At 55.1% G+C, this 22047-nt stretch carries 16 protein-coding genes; 12 read left to right on the top strand and 4 right to left on the bottom strand.

From position 1 onward, the window contains the following. Positions 1-68 precede the first annotated feature (68 nt). The 4 genes from AC6I8T_RS16705 to mutH all read right to left on the bottom strand — a co-directional run bounded on the left by AC6I8T_RS16705 (position 69) and on the right by mutH (position 3051). Entirely contained in the window at positions 69-1109 is a 1041-nt protein-coding gene (locus AC6I8T_RS16705) for an NADP(H)-dependent aldo-keto reductase (protein ID WP_208723705.1), read from the bottom strand. Positions 1110-1252: 143 nt separating this feature from the next. Beyond that, positions 1253-1471 (bottom strand): YgdI/YgdR family lipoprotein, encoded by a 219-nt coding sequence (locus AC6I8T_RS16700; RefSeq protein WP_021184578.1) that lies wholly within the window; start codon positions 1469-1471, stop codon positions 1253-1255. 116 nt (positions 1472-1587) lie between these two features. Continuing rightward, entirely contained in the window at positions 1588-2298 is a 711-nt protein-coding gene (locus tag AC6I8T_RS16695) for a TerC family protein (protein ID WP_021184577.1), read from the bottom strand. Between the two features lie 63 nt (positions 2299-2361). Next, positions 2362-3051 (bottom strand): DNA mismatch repair endonuclease MutH, encoded by a 690-nt coding sequence (gene mutH / locus AC6I8T_RS16690; RefSeq protein ID WP_208723706.1) that lies wholly within the window; start codon positions 3049-3051, stop codon positions 2362-2364. Between the two features lie 684 nt (positions 3052-3735). Here mutH and rppH point away from each other — a divergent pair. From rppH to recD, 12 genes are all read left to right on the top strand, one after another. Continuing rightward, complete coding sequence (rppH, locus tag AC6I8T_RS16685; protein WP_021184574.1) at positions 3736-4266, top strand: RNA pyrophosphohydrolase; 531 nt, start codon at positions 3736-3738, stop codon at positions 4264-4266. A gap of 12 nt (positions 4267-4278) precedes the next feature. Beyond that, the gene (gene ptsP / locus AC6I8T_RS16680; RefSeq protein WP_021184573.1) at positions 4279-6525 is read left to right on the top strand and encodes a phosphoenolpyruvate--protein phosphotransferase; all 2247 of its coding nucleotides are present in this window, start codon (positions 4279-4281) and stop codon (positions 6523-6525) included. 113 nt (positions 6526-6638) lie between these two features. After that, positions 6639-7520: a prolipoprotein diacylglyceryl transferase gene (gene lgt, locus AC6I8T_RS16675; protein ID WP_021184572.1), complete on the top strand. Its 882-nt coding sequence runs from the start codon at positions 6639-6641 to the stop codon at positions 7518-7520. Further along, the gene (gene thyA, locus AC6I8T_RS16670; protein ID WP_208723707.1) at positions 7517-8311 is read left to right on the top strand and encodes a thymidylate synthase; all 795 of its coding nucleotides are present in this window, start codon (positions 7517-7519) and stop codon (positions 8309-8311) included. Before lgt ends, thyA begins: the two co-directional genes overlap by 4 nt. Positions 8312-8485: 174 nt before the next feature. Next, positions 8486-8956: a prepilin-type N-terminal cleavage/methylation domain-containing protein gene (locus AC6I8T_RS16665; RefSeq protein WP_497834156.1), complete on the top strand. Its 471-nt coding sequence runs from the start codon at positions 8486-8488 to the stop codon at positions 8954-8956. Next, entirely contained in the window at positions 8947-9486 is a 540-nt protein-coding gene (locus AC6I8T_RS16660; protein ID WP_208723709.1) for a prepilin peptidase-dependent protein, read from the top strand. Before AC6I8T_RS16665 ends, AC6I8T_RS16660 begins: the two co-directional genes overlap by 10 nt. After that, positions 9483-9902, top strand: a complete 420-nt coding sequence (locus tag AC6I8T_RS16655) for a DUF2509 family protein (RefSeq protein ID WP_244633976.1) — start codon at positions 9483-9485, stop codon at positions 9900-9902. The genes AC6I8T_RS16660 and AC6I8T_RS16655 overlap by 4 nt, the downstream gene beginning before the upstream one ends. Continuing rightward, the gene (locus AC6I8T_RS16650; RefSeq protein WP_244633977.1) at positions 9847-10182 is read left to right on the top strand and encodes a prepilin-type N-terminal cleavage/methylation domain-containing protein; all 336 of its coding nucleotides are present in this window, start codon (positions 9847-9849) and stop codon (positions 10180-10182) included. Before AC6I8T_RS16655 ends, AC6I8T_RS16650 begins: the two co-directional genes overlap by 56 nt. An 81-nt stretch (positions 10183-10263) precedes the next feature. Next, a complete protein-coding gene (recC, locus tag AC6I8T_RS16645; protein ID WP_497834155.1) occupies positions 10264-13644 on the top strand; it encodes an exodeoxyribonuclease V subunit gamma in 3381 nt (1126 codons plus the stop codon). Positions 13645-13750: 106 nt separating this feature from the next. Then, positions 13751-16648, top strand: coding sequence for a pitrilysin (ptrA, locus tag AC6I8T_RS16640; RefSeq protein WP_497834154.1), 2898 nt, complete (start codon positions 13751-13753; stop codon positions 16646-16648). Continuing rightward, complete coding sequence (gene recB, locus AC6I8T_RS16635; RefSeq protein ID WP_497834153.1) at positions 16645-20184, top strand: exodeoxyribonuclease V subunit beta; 3540 nt, start codon at positions 16645-16647, stop codon at positions 20182-20184. The genes ptrA and recB overlap by 4 nt, the downstream gene beginning before the upstream one ends. Continuing rightward, positions 20181-22016 (top strand): exodeoxyribonuclease V subunit alpha, encoded by a 1836-nt coding sequence (gene recD / locus AC6I8T_RS16630; protein ID WP_497834152.1) that lies wholly within the window; start codon positions 20181-20183, stop codon positions 22014-22016. Before recB ends, recD begins: the two co-directional genes overlap by 4 nt. Positions 22017-22047 lie beyond the last annotated feature (31 nt).

Raw genomic sequence — 22047 nt, 5'->3', positions numbered from 1 at the left:
CGAACGTAGCTGCGCGATAAATCGCGCCGCTACGGATGATGGTACGCTTGGGATGTTGAGTGTGCGTATCAAGGCGCCGGGTAAGTAAACTGGCGGTGAATCGCTTCAATGCCTTCCAGCACGTCCGCATTTAACGTCAGATTAAAACTCTCAACATCGGTCTTCAGCTGTTCCAGCGTGGTCGCCCCTAACAGGGTGCTGGCAACGAAGGGTTGTTGACGGACATAAGCCAGTGCCATCTGCGCAGGATCGAGATTGTGCTGCTTCGCCAGCGCAACATAGGCCGCTACCGCTTGTTGCGACTGCTCGCCGCTATAGCGGGTAAAGCGACTGAACAGGGTGTTACGCGCACCAGCAGGTTTGGCACCGTTCAGATACTTACCACTCAGGGTACCAAATGCCAGGCTGGAGTATGCCAGCAGCTCTACGCCTTCATGCTGGCTGATCTCCGCCAGACCCACTTCGAAGCTGCGATTCAGCAGGCTGTAGGGATTCTGAATGGTGACGATGCGCGGCAGTTCATGTTTTTCCGCCAGTTGCAGATAACGCATCACGCCCCAGGCGGTTTCGTTCGAGACGCCGATATAGCGAATCTTGCCGGCACGAACCTGCTCGGTCAGCGCTTCCAGCGTTTCCAGCAACGTCACCGGTACGGTCGATTCCGTATATTGATAACCCAGCTTGCCAAAGAAATTGGTCTGGCGCTGCGGCCAGTGGAGCTGATAGAGATCGAGATAGTCGGTATTCAGGCGCTTCAGGCTGGCTTCCAGCGCTTCACGGATATTTTTACGGTCCAGCGCCTGGTTAGGGCGAATGGAGGCATCCGCGCCACGTACCGGACCTGCCACTTTGCTGGCGAGGATGATCTTGTCACGGCTGCCACGCTTTTTCAGCCAGCTGCCAATATATTGTTCAGTTAATCCCTGAGTTTCCGGGCGCGGCGGCACCGGATACATTTCTGCGGTATCAATCAGGTTGATCCCCTGGCTGACAGCATAATCCAGTTGCGCATGAGCATCGGCTTCGCTGTTCTGCTCACCAAACGTCATGGTTCCCAACCCCAGCTGACTCACTTCCAGCGTGCTATGGGGGATACGGTGATAGTGCATTGCCGGCTTCCTTTTTTCATTATGGAATGGAATGTTGTGTCCTGTGGGACTATAGCGCGTTGATCGGCGCGGAAGGAAGGGGGGAAAGTTCGGGAAATCGCCTGCACAACTGGAAAAATACCGCAGGCGATGAAATTTGGCACTTAACGCTCAATGATGGTGGAGACCTCGTCACCATTGATCTGCATCTCATGGCCTTTTTCGTCGGTGTACTGCACCAGGCCGGTGTCTTTATCAATCGACGGCTTACCTTCCGTCATAATCATGCGACCATCTTTGGTCGCCATCACGTAATCACTGCTGCAACCGCTTAACACCAACGCCGCCAGCACTAACCCCACTACACTTACCAACCCTTTCATTCGCCACTCCCTACACAGCTTCAACAGCAAAAGTGTAGTAATAAATGTTTTGGGCGTTTGAGGTAATCGCATGATTCTTAAAATCAGTGGGCGAGAATAACTCGCCCTTGACTTTGTCAGGCCGCGCCTTTCTTGCCGCGCATCAGGTTGAGGCACTCCACCGCCATCGAGAAGAACATGGCAAAATAAATGTAACCTTTTGGTACATGGACGCCAAAACTCTCCAGAATCAGGGTAAAGCCCACCAAAATCAGAAACGCCAGCGCCAGCATTTTCACCGATGGATGTCGGTCAACAAACTCGCCAATGGTTCGCGCGGCAAACATCATCATCAGCACGGCAATCACCACCGCCATCATCATAATGATCAGATGGTCCGACAGACCGACAGCAGTAATGACAGAATCGAGGCTGAAAATAATGTCCAGCAGCATAATCTGCACGATGGCCCCGAAGAATGAATGGACGTTGGTTTTATGTTCCTCTTCTCCACCTTCGATCGTCTCATGAATCTCCATGCTCGATTTCCACAGCAAAAACAGGCCACCGAACAGCAGAATCAAATCACGCGCCGAGAAGGCGTGGTCCATCAGTGAAAACAGGGGATTGGTCAGGCGGGCCACCCAGGCAATCGAGGCCAGCAACCCGATACGCATCAGCATGGCACCCATCAGCCCCAGACGGCGAGCGCGATTTTGTTGATGTTTGGGGAGTTTAGCGACCACCAGAGAAAGGAAGATGATGTTATCAATGCCCAGCACCACTTCCAGTATGGTTAACGTTCCCAACGCCAGCCAGGCATTCGGATCTGCAATCCAGTCAAACATGTGTAGATTTAATCCTAAACGAAAGTTAAACGGCGATTATACACGATATCGTTGACGCCCCGGTTACGGCAGCAAAAAATGGCGCGCCAGCAGTGGTCCGGTAAAACTTTTCTTCAGATAAAAGCCGCGCGGGAGCGTCATGATAGGCTCGCCGTGAGCACCGATGGCTTCGGTCAGTGCTTTACTGTTTGCCGCTTTGGGGCGGATTTGTAGCCAGGCACCGTGACGAGCGGTGATGCGTTCCACCTGGCCCAACACGATCATATCCATCAACTCTTCCCAATCTTCGCGCAGTTGTTGCTCTTCTTCGGCATTTGGCTGCCATAGCAGCGGTGAGCCGACGCGACGTTCCGCCAGCGGCAAGGTGCGATCGCCTTCAACCGGGATCCACAACACCCGTGCCAGCTTATGGCGCACATGGCTGGTTTCCCAGGTAACGCCGCTGTTCCCGGTGAGCGGTGCAACACATACGAAGGTGGTCTCCAGCGGTTTTCCCAGGGCATCGATCGGAATGGTTTTCAACTCGATGCCGAGATGGGCGAAATCCTGCTCCGCTTTACTGCCCGCGCTGGCACCGAGATGCAATTCCAGCAGCATCCCCACCCAGCCCTTATCCCGTTTCAGATTGGCGGGCATCGGCAGGTTAAGCTGGGCCGCCAGCGCGGCGAAAGTCTGGCCTGCCAGTTGTTGTGCACGTTGCAGTAACTCCGCTTCGTTTTGCGGCGTTGCGGGAGGAAAAGCTGGGGAACTCATGGTTTTGCTCGTGTTGGTTAAATGATAAACAGCAGGCTGCCAGAAAGGTTGTCCACATTTCATAACCGCCGGGCCTGAAGATAATAGCATGATTCGGCATACTTTTTTATTCACCCTCACCCAGCCTTTACCGCAGCGGTGGCAGGTTATCCCGGTTTGTTATCGACAATAAACAGGATCTTAAACCCAGTTATCCACAGAAAGATGGGATAACCCCCACTTTCCTGTACCCCTGTTTCGATTTCCAGCCTTGACTTTAGTGATTTGTTGGCTTTTTTTCCCATTTCTGACCAGGTTTAGGTCATTCTCTGTGGATAAAAACGACGGAGGTCGATCTTTGACCAGTTCGCTAAGGGGCGGTTTTACAAAGCCTCGGTTTCTGGATGTGAATTTCGTGTTTTTTATTTTATCATTATGATTATAAAGATTTTTAATATTGTCTGGTCCTGTCTTGATAAGACTTTTCCTAACCGGTTATTCATTTAATTCCCGTGTTCTGCACAAAGCTATCCACAGAAAAGGTGCATAAGATCGCCTGAAAAACCCCATCGCTGTTTATAACTTGGCTAAACTCTGTGAGTTATCCTGTAATTGTTCCGTCATCTCCCCTGATATCCAGTGGTTTACCGCCTGTAAGGAGTGTGAAACAATCAGACTATTCAAATTTAGCTTTGAGGTAGTCCAGTGATCGATGATGATGGCTACCGCCCGAATGTTGGTATCGTAATCTGTAACAGGCAGGGACAAGTGTTATGGGCCAGGCGCTTTGGACAGCACTCCTGGCAATTTCCTCAGGGAGGCATCAATCCCGGTGAAACCGCAGAACAGGCGATGTATCGCGAACTGTTTGAAGAAGTGGGTTTGCACCGTAAAGATGTTCGAATACTTGCTTCAACCCGTAACTGGTTACGTTACAAATTGCCAAAACGTTTGGTGCGTTGGGACACAAAGCCGGTATGTATCGGCCAGAAACAAAAGTGGTTTCTTCTGCAGTTGATGTGTAGTGACGCGGATATCAATGTGCAACACAGCAGCACGCCAGAGTTCGACGGCTGGCGCTGGGTCAGCTTCTGGTATCCGGTGCGTCAGGTTGTCTCCTTCAAACGTGATGTCTACCGTCGCGTAATGAAGGAATTCGCTGGCGTGGTGATGTCTATGCAGGAGAGTGCGGGGCAGCAGCGCAATGCCGCAGCCCATCGACGTAAAAGAGGATAGGCCACGCCCTTTATGCTCACTCAGTTGCGCGAAATAGTTGAAAAAGTGGCGAGTGCGCCGCGTCTGAATGAAGCACTCGACCTGCTGGTAAACGAGATTTGCCTTGCGATGGAGACCGAGGTTTGCTCGGTCTATCTTGCCGATCACGATCGGCGTTGCTACTACCTGATGGCGACGCGCGGGCTGAAAAAACCGCGTGGCCGCACGGTCACGCTGGCGTTTGACGAAGGTATTGTCGGGTTGGTTGGTCGTCTCGCCGAGCCGATTAACCTCGCCGATGCGCAGAGCCATCCCAGCTTCAAATACATCCCCTCAGTGAAAGAGGAGCGTTACCGCTCCTTCCTCGGCGTGCCTATTATCAGCCGCCGCCAGCTGCTGGGTGTGCTGGTGGTGCAGCAGCGTGAACATCGTCAGTTTGACGAAAGCGAAGAATCCTTTCTGGTTACGCTGGCAACGCAAATGGCGGCTTTGCTGTCGCAGTCGCAGCTTGGCCAGCTGTTCGGCCAATTTCGCCAGTCACGGGTAAAAGCCATTGCCGCAGCGCCCGGTGTGGCGGTGGCGCCGGGTTGGGTGGATGAAACCCAACCGTTGCTCGATCAGGTTTCCGCCGCTTCTACGCTGGATGTGCAGCGCGAACGCGATCGTCTGGCGGTCGCCATGAGCGAGGCCGCCAATGAATTTCGTCGCTTCAGTAAACGTTTTACCGCCAGCGTGCAGAAAGAGAGTGCGGCGATCTTCGATCTCTATTCGCACCTGCTGACGGATGCCCGACTGAAAAAAGATCTGTTCGCCGAGATCGAACGAGGATCGGTGGCCGAATGGGCAGTCAAAACGGTGATCGAGAAGTTTGCCGCGCAATTTGCCAGCTTGCAGGATCAATATCTGCGCGAGCGCGCCGGGGATTTGCGGGTATTGGGTCAGCGCCTGTTATTCCACCTCGATGATACCCTGGTCGGCACCAATGCCTGGCCAGAACGTTTTGTTCTGGTGGCCGATGAATTGACCGCGACCACCCTGGCCGAGTTGCCTCATGAACGCCTGGCAGGTGTGGTGGTGCGTGACGGCGCTGCGAACTCCCATGCGGCGATCCTGACGCGAGCAATGGGTATCCCGACGGTGATGGGGGCAGATATCCTGCCAGCCCAGCTCAACAAACGCTTACTGATCGTTGACGGTTATCGCGGCGAGTTGTTGATCGATCCTGAACCGGTGCTGGTGCAGGAGTACCAAAGGCTAATCAGCGAAGAAAATGCGCTGAGTAAAATGGCCGAAGATGTGGTGGAGCAGCCGGGCGAACTGAAAAGCGGCGAACGGGTGCAGGTCATGCTGAACGCCGGTCTTAGCCCGGAACATGAACAGGCGCTCGACAGTTGGGTTGATGGGATTGGCCTGTATCGCACCGAAATTCCCTTTATGTTGCAAAACGGCTTCCCGTCAGAAGAGGAGCAGGTGGCGCAATATCAGGGCATGTTGCAGCTGTTCCACAACAAACCGGTGACGTTACGTACCCTGGATATCGGCGCAGATAAGCAGCTGCCGTATATGCCAATCAGCGAAGAGAACCCCAGCCTGGGCTGGCGTGGTATCCGTTTAACACTTGATCAGCCAGAAATTTTTCTGGTGCAGGTCCGCGCCATGCTGCGCGCCAATGCGGCGTCTGGCAATCTCAGCATTCTGTTGCCGATGATCAGCCATATCGACGAGATCGAAGAAGCACGTCGCCTGATCGACCGCGCCGGACGGGAAGTGGAAGAGATGCTGGGCTACGTGATTCCTAAGCCGCGCATTGGTGTGATGATCGAAGTGCCGTCGATGCTATTTCTGATCCCGCATCTGGCGGATCGTATCGATTTTGTCTCTGTCGGTACTAACGATCTTACCCAGTATCTGCTGGCGGTGGATCGTAACAATACCCGTGTCGCCAACCTCTACGATCCGCTGCATCCGGCGATGCTGCGTGCGTTGCAATTGATTGCTCAGGAAGCCCACAAGGCCAAGCTTGAGCTCTGTCTGTGTGGTGAAATGGCCGGCGATCCGATGTGTGTTGCGCTGCTGGTGGGGCTGGGTTATTACCACCTCAGCATGAACGGAAAAAACATTCCGCGCGTCAAATACCTGCTGCGCCACCTCGATAAAGAGGACGCACAGAAGCTCAGCGAGCTGGGCGTGGCGGCAAATACGGTGTCGGAGGTGCGTCATCAGGTTTCGGCGTTTATGGAACGGCGCGGTCTGGGCGGATTGATCCGTGGTGGTCGTTAAGGTTTACATTTCTGCGGCATATGTATGAAAACCCGCTGTGCTATGATGCGCAGCTTTGATTGTATTGCCCTTGGCCACACCCGTTTTCAGGGCAGAAAATTTCATGGTGAAAGATGACTAACGGCTATATCGCTTTTCCCCAATTTGACCCGGTGATTTTCTCCGTCGGTCCGATTTCGCTCCACTGGTACGGTTTAATGTATCTGGTGGGTTTTGTGTTCGCTATGTGGCTGGCGGTGCGTCGCGCTAACAAGCCTGGTAGCGGCTGGAAGAAAGAGGAAGTGGAGAACCTGCTGTACGCCGGTTTCCTTGGCGTTTTCCTCGGCGGGCGAATTGGTTATGTGCTGTTCTATAACCTGCCGCTGTTCCTTGAGAATCCGCTCTATCTGTTTAAAGTCTGGGATGGCGGCATGTCATTCCACGGTGGCTTGATTGGTGTGATCGTGGTGATGCTGGTGTTTGCCCGTCGTACCAAACGTACCTTCTTCCAGGTTTCTGATTTTATTGCGCCGCTGATCCCGTTTGGTCTGGGTGCGGGCCGTCTCGGTAACTTTATCAACGGTGAGCTGTGGGGCCGTGTGGCACCTGATTTTAAATTCGCCATGCTGTTCCCCGGTTCGCGCAGCGAGGATGTGGCATTGGCTGCCACTAACCCGCAGTATCAGTCATTGCTGAACACCTACGGCGTGTTGCCGCGTCATCCGTCGCAGCTGTATGAATTGATGCTGGAAGGTGTGGTGCTGTTTATCATCCTCAATCTGTTTATTCGCAAGCCGCGCCCGATGGGTAGCGTCTCCGGCCTGTTCCTGATTGGTTACGGTGCGTTCCGTATTATCGTTGAATTCTTCCGCCAGCCGGATGCCCAGTTGGGTCTGTTCGACGGTGGTATCAGCATGGGGCAGATTCTCTCTACTCCGATGATTCTGGCCGGTGTGATTATGATGGTTTGGGCGTATCGTCGTCGCCCGCAGCAACAACCCCGCGAGGTAAAATGAAACAGTATCTGGATTTGATGCAACATGTGCTGAATGAAGGCGCAGAAAAGGCCGACCGTACCGGTACCGGCACGCTTTCCATTTTTGGCCACCAGATGCGTTTCAATTTGCAGGATGGTTTCCCGCTGGTCACCACCAAGAAGTGTCATCTGCGCTCGATCATTCATGAGCTGCTCTGGTTTCTGCAAGGTGATACCAACATTGGTTATCTGAAGGATAACAAGGTCACCATCTGGGATGAGTGGGCGGATGAGAACGGCGATCTTGGTCCGGTGTATGGTAAGCAGTGGCGCAGCTGGGGCAGCGCCAATGGCGAACAAATCGACCAGATTAGCCGGGTGATTGAGCAGTTGAAACGTGACCCGGATTCGCGCCGAATCATTGTTTCGGCATGGAACGTAGGTGAACTGGACCAGATGGCGCTGGCACCTTGCCACGCATTTTTCCAGTTCTACGTAGCGAACGGCAAGCTCTCTTGCCAGCTTTATCAGCGTTCGTGCGATATCTTCCTTGGTCTGCCATTCAACATCGCCAGCTACGCGTTGCTGGTGCATATGGTGGCGCAGCAGTGTGACCTGGAAGTGGGTGATTTTGTCTGGACCGGTGGCGATACCCATTTGTACAGCAACCATCTGGAGCAGGCGCGCCTGCAACTGACCCGTGAACCGCGCCCTCTGCCGAAGCTGATCATCAAACGTAAACCTGCCTCTATCTTTGACTATCAGTTCGAAGATTTCGAGATTGAAGGTTACGATCCCCATCCGGCCATCAAAGCGCCGGTCGCGATCTAATACCGCGTAGTGTGTCCCGTCGCGGCGCTATTTATCGCGCCGCGCGTACCTTTTCAGATCGCCCTCGCAAAATTCTGTAACCCACTGTATTCACCTGGTATTTCCTGCGTACTCTTTTCCAGAGTACATTTTCTCGCCTTGAGCGAAACACGCCAGGCACGCATTCTGACGACCATGAACAGAAACGATGAAAACGGCTTTACCTTGCCGGAACTGTTGGTGGTGATGGTGATTGCGGGCGTGCTGAGTCTGGGCGCGATGCAGGGATGGCAACGCTGGCAACAACAGCAACAACTTCGGGAAAGCGTGCTGCAACTCCAGGGCTTTTTATTACGGCTGCGTGCCTGGGCCAGTTGGCAAAATGCCGAGGCCAGCCTGTGGCTGCAACCAGGGAATCCGGGCTGTATCGGCAGCGGTCCGCGTCCGTTGGACGGTTGTCAGTCAACATCTCGTTGGATATTTGTCCCACCACATGCCGGTGTGAAGCTGGTCAGCATCATCGGTGAGCCAGGATTCTATGGCCGCCGCGATGTAGCACGGGCTGGCAGTATTGATGTTGAAAGCAGCGCCGGCCGCTGGCGGGTGATCATTTCAGCGCGAGCACGTATTCGCGCCTGCCAGCCGGGAGAGAAGGGATGCGAATAAACCAGGCCGGTTTTAGCTTGTTGGAAATGTTGATGGCAATGGCGGTGGGGGCGGTGTTGATGGTAAGTGCCGGGCGTTTTTTACCGCTGTTGCTGGCAGAAAACCTGCGTTTACTACAGCGTGTACAACTGCAACAGGAACTACAGCAAATCACGCAAACGCTACAAAAAGCGTTGCGGCGAGCGGGTTATTGCAATGGGGAATGCAGTGGCCCGCCACTGACCATCCGGGAAAACGGCAGTTGTGTCTTGTTGCGCTGGGATGAAAACAGCAATGGCCGCTGGGAAGGCGTTGGCCATAGCGACAGTGATTTTTATGGTTACCGATTACGCAGTGGTCAGCTTGAAATGCAGCGTGGCGTGGATGACTGCAATGGCAATGGCTGGGAGCGTTTGACCGACCCTGAGTTTCTTGCGGTGGAACAGTTCAGAGTTGAGCGGGAGGCAAGGCGCCTGATGGTGCAGCTGACGGGCAAGGTGGCTGAACAATCACTTACGCAGGAGAGCTGGGTAACGGGGGAGAACCTGTGAATCAGGCTGGAAACAGTACGCTGGGAATGGTGCTGATGGTGTTGCTAATGGGGGGCCTGACCTTACAGGCTACACGTACCCGGCTGGCACAGGACATGGTGCTGGTTGCGGATGAACAACACTATCATCAGGATTTCTGGCAGGCAGCGGGCGCATTGCAATGGGGGACAGTGCAACACTGGCCGCACAGCCAGGGCTGGCAATGTCAGGATTGGGCAGCCGAAAAGTGGCGCAGTTGTCTGCTACGGATGGAGGGTGACAATGGTTTATTGCAGGGACATGGAACGGAACGGGAGCTGGCACTGTGGCATTGGGTGTCAATTCAGGGGAATCAGCTCAAACCACGGGCGCAGGGCTGGATTGACTACTGCCCGCTGGCCGACGCCGCATTATGCCAGGCAGCAACAGGGATTTAGTCTGGCGGAAACGCTGGTCGCGATGCTGTTGCTGGCGATGAGCATCAGCGCGTTGCTGCATTATCATCGGGCATTAACGTTGAGCTTTAGCCAACAATGGCAACAACGTCAGGCATGGCGGGTGGCGGGGCAGGCGTTGCTTGGACACGATGTACCCGGCTGGCAGATTCAGCGTCAGCAGCAACTTCAGCCGGGAGGCTGTGTACTGGAACGCGCAACCGTCCGTGGTCCACAGCAGCGCACTGCGTCACTGGCAAGGTTGGATTGCACATCTCCCTGATTATGTCCTTGCGGTAGGCATCCCCAACGATACAGGGTAGAGTGACCGGGCTGCGTCGTTTTTAATTTATCAGGAGTCTTCATGTTCCGGGTTTACCACTCCAATCAGCTTGACCTGTTAAAAGATCTGGCGGTCACGTTGATTAAATCAGAACCCCTTACAGACCCGCTGGCGGCTGAACAGGTTCTGGTACAAAGCCCCGGTATGGCGCAATGGCTACAAATGGAACTGGCGAGCAGCTTTGGTATTGCGGCCAACATTGATTTTCCGCTCCCCGCCAGCTTTATCTGGAACATGTTTGTGCAGGTGCTGCCAGATATTCCGCAGGAAAGCGCCTTCACGAAAGCCAGCATGAGCTGGAAACTGATGCATCGCCTGCCCGCCCTGTTGGAGCAGGAAGCATTTCTGCCGCTGCGTCACTACCTGAACGACGACGATGATAAGCGTAAGCTGTATCAGCTCAGTGCTCGCGTTGCAGACCTGTTTGACCAGTATCTGGTCTACCGATCGGACTGGCTCAATAGCTGGGAGCGCGGCGAGCTGATTGAAGGGTTGGGTGATTCGCAACAGTGGCAGGCAGCATTATGGCGCGACCTGGTCAGCTTCACCGAAAGCCTTGGTCAGCCGCTCTGGCACCGTGCCAATTTATATGCGCGCTTTATCCGGACACTGGAGCAGGCAGACAGCCCGCCGCCAGGCTTGCCGCAGCGCGTATTTATTTGCGGGATTTCGGCACTGCCGCCGGTTTATTTGCAGGCGCTGGAGGCGTTGGGGCGCCACATCGATATTCATCTGCTGTTCACCAATCCCTGTCGTCATTACTGGGGGGACATTCAGGATTACGCATTTCTGGCTAAGCTCCAGAGCCGTCAGCGCCGCCGACTTCATTCCAATGAACAGCAATCGCTGTTTCGCGATCCTGCGTTGGCCTCGTCGCTGTTTAATGACGCGGGTGAACAACAATTAACGAATCCGCTGCTCGCATCGTGGGGCAAGTTAGGGCGCGATAATCTTTTCCTGCTCAGTCAGATGGACGCGGCTACAAACGATATTGATGCTTTTGTCGACATCCCCACAGATACTTTGCTGCATGCGTTGCAGGCGGATTTACTTGACCTGGAAGATAATGCGGTAATTGGTGTCAACGCCGGGGAACTGGCAAACAGCCAGGGGAAGCGTTTGCTGGATCCGCAGGATCATTCGCTGACCATTCAGGTGTGCCATAGCGCCCAGCGTGAAGTGGAAATTTTGCAGGACCATTTATTGGCGCTGATGGAAGCCGATCCAAACCTGAAGCCGCGCGATATCATCGTGATGGTGGCAGATATCGACAGCTACGCTCCCTTTATCCAGGCGGTGTTCGCCAGCGCACCATCATCGCGTTATTTGCCGTTCGCCATCTCTGACCGCCGTGCCAGCCAGGCACATCCGGCGATCCTGGCGTTGCTGAGTTTACTCGCACTGCCGGAGAGTCGCTTCGCTTCGGAAGAAGTGCTGGCGCTGTTGGAGGTTCCGGCACTGGCGCAGCGCTTCTCGGTGGATGAAAGCGGATTACGCCTGCTGCGCCGTTGGGTGATGGAATCCGGGATTCGTTGGGGGCTGGATGATGCCAGCGTGGAAGCACTGGCACTCCCGGTCACCGGGCAGCACACCTGGCGTTTTGGTTTGCAGCGTATGCTACTGGGCTATGCGCTGGAAAGTCGCAACGGCGACTGGCAAGGCATCCTGCCTTATGACGAATCCACCGGATTAATTGCCGAACTGGCGGGGCATCTGGCGGAGTTGCTGGCAAAACTCGATGACTGGCGTACGCGACTGGCGCAGGAGCGTACCCTTAATGACTGGTTGCCGCTATGCCGTGAAATGATCGAGAGTTTCTTCAGCGGTGATAGTGAAAGCGAAGTGGCGCTAATGCTGGTGGAAACCCAGTGGAAACAGATCATTGAGCAGGGCATGCAGGCCTCTTATCAACAGGCGATTCCTGTGACGTTACTGCGCGATGAGTTACGTTCACGGCTCGATCAGCAACGCATCAGTCAACGTTTCCTTGCAGGCCCGGTTAATTTCTGTACGCTGATGCCGATGCGTTCGATCCCGTTTAAGGTGGTGTGTTTGTTAGGGATGAACGATGGTGTTTACCCCCGCACTCTGGCACCGCTTGGCTTTGATCTGATGCAACAGCAGATGCGCAAAGGCGATCGTAGCCGCCGTGATGATGACCGCTATCTGTTCCTTGAAGCGTTAATTTCCGCGCAGCAGCAGCTGTATATCAGCTACATCGGCCGTGCCATTCAGGATAATACCGAGCGCTATCCCTCGGTATTGGTCACGGAGTTGGTTGACTATCTCGGTCAGAGCTTCTGTCTGCCGGGGGATGAAGCCTGTGAACCGGATGTCAGCGAGCAGCGCGTGCGCGAACATTTGCAGACGCTGCACAGCCGTATGCCATTTGCCCCTGAAAACTATTTGCCGGGGCGTAATGGGCAAAGTTTTGCCGCTGAGTGGTTACCTGCCGCTGCAGGGCAGGGTGAGGCGCAGCCTGATTTTGTCCAGCCATTGGATGCGCTGCCACTCACCACATTGTCGCTGGAGCAACTTTTGCGTTTCTGGCGTCATCCGGTACGTGCCTGGTTTCAGCAACGGCTGGGGGTGGCTTTCTGGATGGAGGAGAGTGAGTTGCCTGACAGCGAACCTTTCGCCCCTGACAGCCTCGAACGTTATCAGATCAACGCGCAGTTGCTGAATACCCTGGTTGCCGGAGAGGATCCTGCACAGTTATATGCCCGTCATCGCGCGGCGGGTAACCTGCCTTATGGCGCTTTTGGGGAACTTTTCTGGCAAAGCCAGACCGAAGAGATGCAGGAAGTGGCCGCTGAGGTCAGTGGACAACGTCAGATATCGGAAAGCTGGGAAGTGAATCTACGGCTTGGTGATGTGCAGTTGACCGGCTGGCTTACGCAGGTGCAAGCTGATGGACTGCTGCGCTGGCGTCCCGGCGTACTCAATATGAATGATGGCTTACTGTTGTGGCTGGAGCATCTGGTGTATTGCGCGCTGGGAGGCAGTGGCGAAAGCCGGATGTATGGGCGTAAACAGAGCCACTGGCGTTTTAACGCACTTCCTTGTGACCAGGCGCTGAGTTTGTTGCAGGAGTATGTGGCCGGGTATCAGGCAGGATTAGCACAGCCACTGATGCTGTTGAATAAATCCGGCGGAGCCTGGCTGGAAGCGAGTTTTGATGCCAAAACCCGCCAGTTACTGGATGACGAGGCGACGCAGAAAAAAGCGCGCAGTCGGCTGTTACAGGCCTGGCAGGGTGGTTTCCAACTGGAAGGTGAGGGCAGTGATCCTTACCTCCAGCGTCTGAGCCGTGTGCTTGATGACACGGCATTACAGGCAATCACTGAGGCGGCACGACGCTGGTATTTGCCAGTACGTCTGGCGCATCAGGATGATGAATAGCAATCGGGTGACGGTGTGACAGGATGTCGTCCCCACCACAATAAAAAAGTCATTTTTTGACCGCCGGGTGCACAGCCAGCGGTAAAGGGTAACGTAAGGGGTTTAAATGCGGATTTACGCACGCTGGATAGCGGCGCTGCTGCTGAGCGTCACGGCATTGGTTGCTGTGGCTGATGAGCAACGTGGCTGGCAGCCAGTCAATGAAACCATTCGTAAGAGCGATCATGATCCACGCGCCTACCAGGCCATTACGCTGACAAACGGTATGACCGTATTGTTAGTCTCCGATCCCGCCGCACCGAAGTCGCTGGCAGCACTGACCTTACCGATAGGATCCCTCGATGATCCCAATCAACAGCTGGGGCTGGCGCACTATCTGGAACATATGGTGCTGATGGGGTCGAAGCTGTATCCGCAGCCGGATAACCTCGCAGAATTCCTGAAAAAACATGGCGGCAGCCACAATGCCAGCACCGCGTCTTATCGCACGGCGTTCTATCTGGAAGTGGAAAATGATGCACTGCAACCGGCGGTGGATCGTCTGGCCGATGCTATTGCTGAGCCGTTGCTGGATCCGGTCAATGCCGATCGTGAGCGTCATGCGGTTAATGCGGAATTGACGATGGCGCGATCGCGCGATGGTTTGCGCATGGCGCAGGTGGGCGCGGAAACTCTCAACCCGGCACATCCCGGTGCGCGTTTTTCGGGCGGCAACCTCGATACGCTTAAGGATAAACCTGATAGCAAACTGCATCAGGCATTGCTCGATTTCTATCACAGCCACTACTCGGCTAACCTGATGAAAGCGGTGATTTACAGTAACAAACCGTTGCCGGAAATGGCGGATATCGCCGCGAAAACGTTTGGCCGCGTGACCAATCATCAGGCTAAAGTGCCGGATATCAGTGTGCCGGTGGTGACTGATGCACAGAAAGGCATCATTATTCATTATGTGCCTGCTCAGCCGCGCAAACAGCTGAAAATTGAGTTCCGCATTGCCAACAATAGTGACCGTTTCCGTAGCAAAACGGATACATTGATCAGCTATTTACTCGGTAATCGCAGCAAAAACACCCTGAATGACTGGCTACAGCGCCAGGGGCTGGCGGACGGTGTTAACGCCGGAGCCGATCCGATGACCGAACGCACCAGCGGCGTGTTTGCCATTACCGTGTCCCTGACTGATAAAGGTCTGGCGCAGCGTGATGAAGTGGTCGCGGCGATCTTCAGTTACCTCGATATGCTGCGGAATAAAGGCATCGACAAAGCCTATTTCGATGAAGTTTCCCATGTGCTGGCGCTGGATTTCCGTTATCCCTCCATCACCCGCGATATGGATTACATCGAATGGCTGGTTGATACCATGCTGCGCGTGCCAATTGAGCACGCGTTGGATGCCCCATACCTGGCGGATGATTATGATCCTGCCGCCATCAAAGCGCGTCTGGCGGAGATGACACCGCAGAATGCGCGCATCTGGTATATCAGCCCGCAGGAGCCGCACAACAAAGAAGCCTACTTTGTGAATGCGCCCTATCAGGTGGATAAAATCAGCGATGCCCAGTTCAGTGACTGGCAACAGCGCGCGGCTGCCATCCAACTGTCAATGCCGACGCTTAACCCTTATATCCCGTCAGATTTCTCGATTATGCCGTCTGATGGCAAAACCTATACCCATCCGGTGGCGCTGACTACGGGCGACAGCATGCGTATTTTCTGGATGCCAAGCCAGTTCTACGCCAGTGAACCTAAAGCTGCCATCACCCTGGCGCTGCGTAACAAAGCGGCGATCAGTGATGCTCAGCAACAAGTGTTGTTTGGCCTCAATGACTATCTCTCCAGCCTCGCGCTGGATCAGCTGAACTCTCAGGCCTCGGTTGGCGGTATCAGTTTCTCCACCGGAGAAAACGATGGGCTAGAGTTCAACGCCAGTGGCTTCACTCAGCGTTTGCCTGAGTTGCTGAAAAAGCTGGTGGAAGGCTATGCCACTTTCACGCCGACTGAGCAGCAACTGGAACAGGCGAAATCCTGGTACCTTGATCAGCTGGAATCCGCCGACAAAGGCAAAGCCTTTGAGCTGGCGATTCAGCCAATGCAGATGCTGTCGCAGTTGCCTTATACCCAACGCGAGGTGCGCCGTAAGCTGGTGAAAGAGATCACCCTGAAGCAGGTAACGGACTACCGTGATGCACTGATCCACCACGCCACGCCAGAAATGATCGTGGTCGGGAATCTCCCTGCTGACCGGGTTAAACAGTTGGGGGAGGACCTGAAACAGCAGTTGCAAAGCGATGGCCATCGTTACTGGCATAGCGACTATGTGTCGATTGAGAAACCGATTAAAGCCAATCTGCAAAAAGCGGGCAGCAGCACCGATTCGGCACTGGCAGCGCTCTATGTCCCGCTGGGTTACAGCGAATATCAAAGCATGGCAAACAGCTCAATGCTGAGCCAAATCGTGCAGCCCTGGTTCTACAACCAACTGCGCACCGTAGAGCAATTGGGTTATGCGGTGTTTGCTTTCCAGATGCCGGTAGGCCGCCAGTGGGGTATCGGCTTCCTGTTGCAAAGCAACAGCAAACAACCCGCTTTCCTGCTGCAACGTTTCCAGGCTTTCTATCCACAGGCGGAGCAGCGTTTGCGCAGCATGAAACCGGAAGAGTTTGCCCAGTATCAACAGGCGATGATCAACGATCTGCAACAACGCCCGCAAACGCTCGATGAGGAAGCAAATCGCTACAATCGTGATTTCAACCGGCAGAATTTTGCCTTTGATACGCGTGAAAAAGTGATTGCTCAGATTCAACAACTGACCCCCGTCGGACTGGCGGATTTCTTCCATCAGGCGGTGCTGGCTCAGCAAGGCATGGCAATGATTTCGCAAATCGGCGGCAGCCACGATGGCACGGTGAAAGACGATTATGCTCAGTTGCCGGGCTGGACCACCTGGCAGGAGCTTTCGCAGTTGCAACAGTCGCTGCCGGTTAAGAGTGACGCCCAATGAGTTTGCAGCCAGAATCGCTCAATCCGTTAACGCTGCCGTTGCGTGGCGAGCGGTTAATTGAGGCATCCGCAGGAACGGGGAAAACCTTCACTATCGGTCTGCTTTACCTGCGGTTGTTGTTAGGGTTGGGAGGCGAACGAGCCTATACCCGCCCACTCTCGGTGGAAGAGATTCTGGTGGTGACTTTCACGGAAGCCGCGACCGCAGAATTGCGTGGGCGCATTCGCGCAAATATCCACGAACTGCGGCTGGCTTGTATTCGTGGTCACAGCCACAACCCGATGTTGGCTCAACTGCTGACGGAGATGCCGCAACCAGCGGATGCAGCGTCCCTGCTGCTGGCAGCGGAACGGCAGATGGACGAAGCGGCAATCTTTACTATCCACGGCTTCTGTCAGCGTATGCTCAACCTTAATGCCTTTGAATCCGGCATGTTGTTTGAGCAGCAGTTGATTGAAGATGAACAACAGCTGCTGAAGCAGGCCTCTGCCGATTTCTGGCGACGTCACTGTTATCCGCTGACGCTGGACGTGGCGCGAGCCATCGTGGCGGAGTGGAGTGGCCCGGAGCAGTTGCTGGCAACCCTGCGTCCCTGGTTACAGGGAGAAACGCCTACCCTGCAATCTCCCCCGGCGGCTGATGAAACTTTGGCTACGCGACATGCGCAGAATCTGGCACGTATTGCAGATATTAAAGCGCGCTGGGCTGCGGTGGGCGAAGACATTGTTAGCCTGATTAGCGATTCCGGGGTCGATAAGCGCAGCTACAGCAGTAAAAATCTGCCGGTATGGGTTAACAAAGTGTCGCTCTGGGTGCACAGCGAGACGCTGGACTATCAGGTGCCCCCGGAACTGGCCCGTTTTGGTCAGCAGGTGCTGGACGAGAAAACCAAAAAAGGGGAGGCCCCGCGTCACGCATTGTTTGTCGCGATTGACCAGTTCCTGGCGCAGCCGATTTCTCTGCGTGATTTGGTGATTGCCCGGGCGCTGAGCGAAGTTCGTGAGGCGGTGCGTAAAGAGAAACGTCTGCGTGCGCTGCTTGGCTTTGATGACCTGTTGAGTCGTCTGGATGAAGCGCTGCAACAACCCGGCGGGGCACAGTTGGCACAGGCCATCCGCCAGCGTTTCCCGGTGGCGCTGATTGATGAATTTCAGGATACCGATCCGCTGCAATACCGTATTTTCAGCACGCTGTATGTTAATCAACCAGAGCATGCTTTGCTGTTGATCGGCGATCCCAAGCAGGCAATTTATGCCTTCCGTGGGGCTGATATTTTTACCTATATCCGCGCCCGTAATGATGTGAGCGCTCACTATACGCTCGATACCAACTGGCGCTCCTCACCATCAATGGTGACAAGCGTCAACCAGCTATTCTCCAGGCTCAAAGCCCCGTTTCTGTTTGCCGATATTCCTTTTCTGCCAGTGAACTTTGCCGTACCGAACCAGACGTTGACCCTGAGTCTTGACCAACAACCCCAGGCGGCATTGCGTTTTTGGTTACAACCCGGCGAAGGATGCAGCGTGGGGGATTATCAACAGTTGATGGCGCAGCAGTGTGCGGCGGATATCAGCCGCTGGTTGCAGGCTGGTCAGCAGCAACGTGCGTTGTTAGGAAAAGCCCCGGCTTTGCGACCGGTGCAGGCATCCGACATCACCGTGCTGGTCCGTAGCCGCAACGAAGCCAATCTTATTCGTGAGGCATTGAATCAGCTGGCGATCCCGTCGGTATACCTGTCGAACCGCGATAGCGTGTATACCACGCCGGAAGCGCGTGAACTGCTGTGGCTGCTACAGGCGGTTTTGGCACCGGAACAGGAGCGTATGCTGCGTACCGCCCTGGCAACCTCATTGTTTGCCTTTGATGCGGCGCAACTGGATGCGCTTGACCAGGATGCGCGCGGATGGGATCAACTGGTGGATACTTTTGCCCGCTGGCAGTTGGTGTGGCAGCAACGTGGTGTATTGCCCATGCTGCGGGAGATGATGCTGGAGCGTCAACTGGCGGAAAACCTGCTGGCTTCCGAAAACGGTGAGCGTCGTCTGACTGACTTGCTGCATCTTGGCGAGCTGTTGCAGGAGGCGGCCAGCCAGCTTGACAGTCCTCATGCCCTGGTGCGTCATCTGGCGCAGCAGATTGCCCGCCCGGACAGTCAGGCGGCCAGTCAGCAATTGCGTCTGGAAAGCGATCGCCATCTGGTGCAGATCGTCACCATCCACAAATCGAAAGGGTTGCAGTATCCCCTTGTTTGGCTGCCATTTGCCGCCGGTTATCGCGAGGCCGATAGCGCGTTGTATCACGACCGGGAAAACTTCGGGGCGGTGCTTGATCTGCAAAATGATGAGGCCAGCCTTGAGCTGGCAGAACAGGAGCGTCTGGCGGAGGATTTGCGCCTGTTATATGTGGCGCTGACGCGTTCGGTGTATCACTGTAGCGTTGGCGTGGCCCCCCTGTTCCGTGGCACGCGAAAGAAAGAGGGAGCCAGCGATCTGCATAAAAGCGCGTTGGGTTATCTACTGCAACGCGGTGAGGCGGCAACAGCGGAGCAGTTGGCGGCGTTGCTGGCGGAGATGAACGCTGACGGTACCGAAGTGGTGCTGGCCGGGGAGTCCGATGCCACGCGCTGGCAAGCGCAGACCGTCAGTGAAGAGACATTAAGCGCACGGGAGGTCACGCGTGTGCTGGCCGAACCTTGGCGCGTTACCAGCTATTCAGGCTTGCAGCAGCATGGCAGCAGTCGTTTGCTGGAGGTCATGCCTGGGTTTGATGTGGAAGCATCTGGCGATGAGTCGGGTGAACCTCAACCATCAGCGTTGACGCCCCACCATTTCCCGCGTGGTGCCGCCCCCGGCACCTTTCTGCATGAATTGTTTGAGTCGCTGGATTTCACTCAACCGCCAACGGATGCGGTGCTGGAGCAGCATCTGCAACAGAATGGTTATCCGCTGCACTGGCAGCCGATGTTGAGCGCATGGATTGCCAGGGTCGTCAGTACACCGCTTGATGAGCAGGGTATTCAGCTGGCAGGAGTGCAGACAAAAGATCGCCTGGTAGAGATGGCGTTTTATCTGCCGATTGAGGGCATGTTGCTGGCCGAAAAAATGGATAAGTTGGTCAAAAGCCATGACGAATTATCCCGCCAGGCGCCAGCTCTCGATTTTCGTCAGGTGCAGGGCATGCTGAAAGGCTTTATCGATTTAGTGTTTCGCTGGCAGGGGAAATATTATTTGCTGGATTACAAATCTAACTGGTTGGGTGACAGTCATGACGCTTACACGCCGCAGGCGATGGCCCAGGCGATGATCGACCACCGTTACGATTTGCAGTACCAACTCTACAGCCTGGCACTACACCGTTATCTGGAGCATCGCCTGGTGGATTACGACTATGAACAGCATTTCGGTGGCGTATTCTATCTGTTTTTGCGCGGCATGGATGGCAGCTCGCCTGCCAATGGGGTGTTCCATACCCGCCCCTCCCACGCATTCATTACCCAACTGGATAACCTGTTTCGCGGCGAAGGAGCGACATCATGAGTAGCATGACTGCGCTGCTGACTCAGGCGATGGCGTTGCGTTTGTTGCGCCCGCTCGATATCCAGTTTGCCTGCCTGTTGGCAGATGACACTCAACCGGCACGTTTGCTGGCGGCGGCCTGTCTGAGCGCGGAGGCCGGTGAGGGGCACGTTTGCCTGCCTTTGACACAATTGACGGCGGAGCAATTATTTAATGGCCGACATCCTGAGCTGGCCCAGGCGATGTGGCAGGCTGCGGGTGCCCCGCAAGACTGGCAAGCGGCGTTTCACGATTGGCCCGCGCTGAGTGATGGCTCACAGGCTACCCCGATGGTACTGACGCAACAGCGGCTCTACCTGCATCGCTTATGGCAGAACGAAGGTCAGGTCGCACGCTTTTTCCGTGTGGATGCTGCACCACAGCAATTCGCGCCAGAAGTGGTGCGCTCGGTGCTGGATGTGTTGTTTGGTACCCAGGCAGAAGACTGGCAGAAAATTGCCGCTGCGGTGGCGTTAACGCAGAAAACCGCGGTGATTTCTGGTGGGCCAGGCACCGGGAAAACCACCACGGTGGCAAAATTGTTGGCGGCGTTAATCCGGCTGAGTAAGGACCCACTGCGCATTCAACTGGCCGCACCGACCGGCAAAGCGGCGGCACGCCTGACGGAATCGCTCGGTAAGGCGTTACGGCAACTTGACGTCAGCGAGGAAGAACGCCTCTGCTTCCCGGCAGAAGCCACCACGTTACATCGTTTATTGGGGGCGCAGCCGGAGACACAACGCCTGCGCTATCATGCCGGTAATCCTCTGCATCTGGACGTGCTGGTCGTGGATGAGGCCTCAATGGTTGACCTTGGCATGATGGCGAATCTGATTGCCGCGTTGCCGCCACAGGCTCGCGTCATCTTCCTCGGCGATCGCGATCAGCTTGCATCGGTAGAGGCCGGGGCGGTGTTGGGGGATATCTGTCGCTGTGCGGAGGCGGGTTATAGTCCGGTACGTGCAGCACTGCTGAGTCAACTGACCGGATGTCATCTGACGGGCAGGGAAGATCCCCAGGCTCCACAGGTACGTGATGCCATTTGCCTGCTACGCAAAAGTTACCGCTTCGACGCACAATCCGGTATCGGTCAGTTAGCAGCCGCCGTTAATCAGGGTGATGTGGTTGCGGTCGAACGGGTGTTTGGTGCGGGCTTCAGCGATATCTCTCGCCAGCCGTTGAGCGATACTGAGGCGTATCAGACGATGCTGACACAGGTCGCAGAGGGATATCGACCCTACCTGAACCTGGTTGCCGAACGAGCCGACCCCGCCACGACTATTCATGCTTTTGGCCGTTATCAGCTGTTGTGTGCGTTACGTGAAGGGCCTTTTGGTGTTCAGGGGCTTAATCAGCGTATTGAACAGAAACTGATTCAGTTGCAATTGCTGCGTCGTCCGACTGGGGGCAGTCGCTGGTATCAGGGGCGACCGGTGATGGTGACGCGCAACGACAGCGCATTGGGGCTGTTCAATGGCGACATTGGCATTACCTTACTGGACGAAGAGGGACTGCTGAAAGTCTTCTTCCCGTTACCGGATGGCACCATCAAAGCCGTTCAGCCCAGCCGCTTACCGACGCATGATACGGCTTGGGTGATGACGGTGCATAAATCCCAGGGATCGGAGTTTGATCATACCGCGCTGGTCATGCCGGCGCAGTTTCTGCCGGTGCTGACCCGTGAACTGATTTATACCGCCATTACCCGTGCACGCCATCAATTGACGTTGTTCAGCGATGAAGGGGTATTCCGCCGTGCGGTACAACTGCGCACGCAGCGCAGAAGTGGATTGCTGGAGAGATTGGTTTCGTAGCGGCGGGATTTATCGCGCGGGTTTTTATTGG

This window comes from Pantoea sp. X-Soil-OKNW-556, assembly GCF_059730695.1.
The sequence above is the reverse complement of the archived record's forward strand: the minus strand, read 5'-3'. Positions and strand labels throughout refer to the sequence as shown.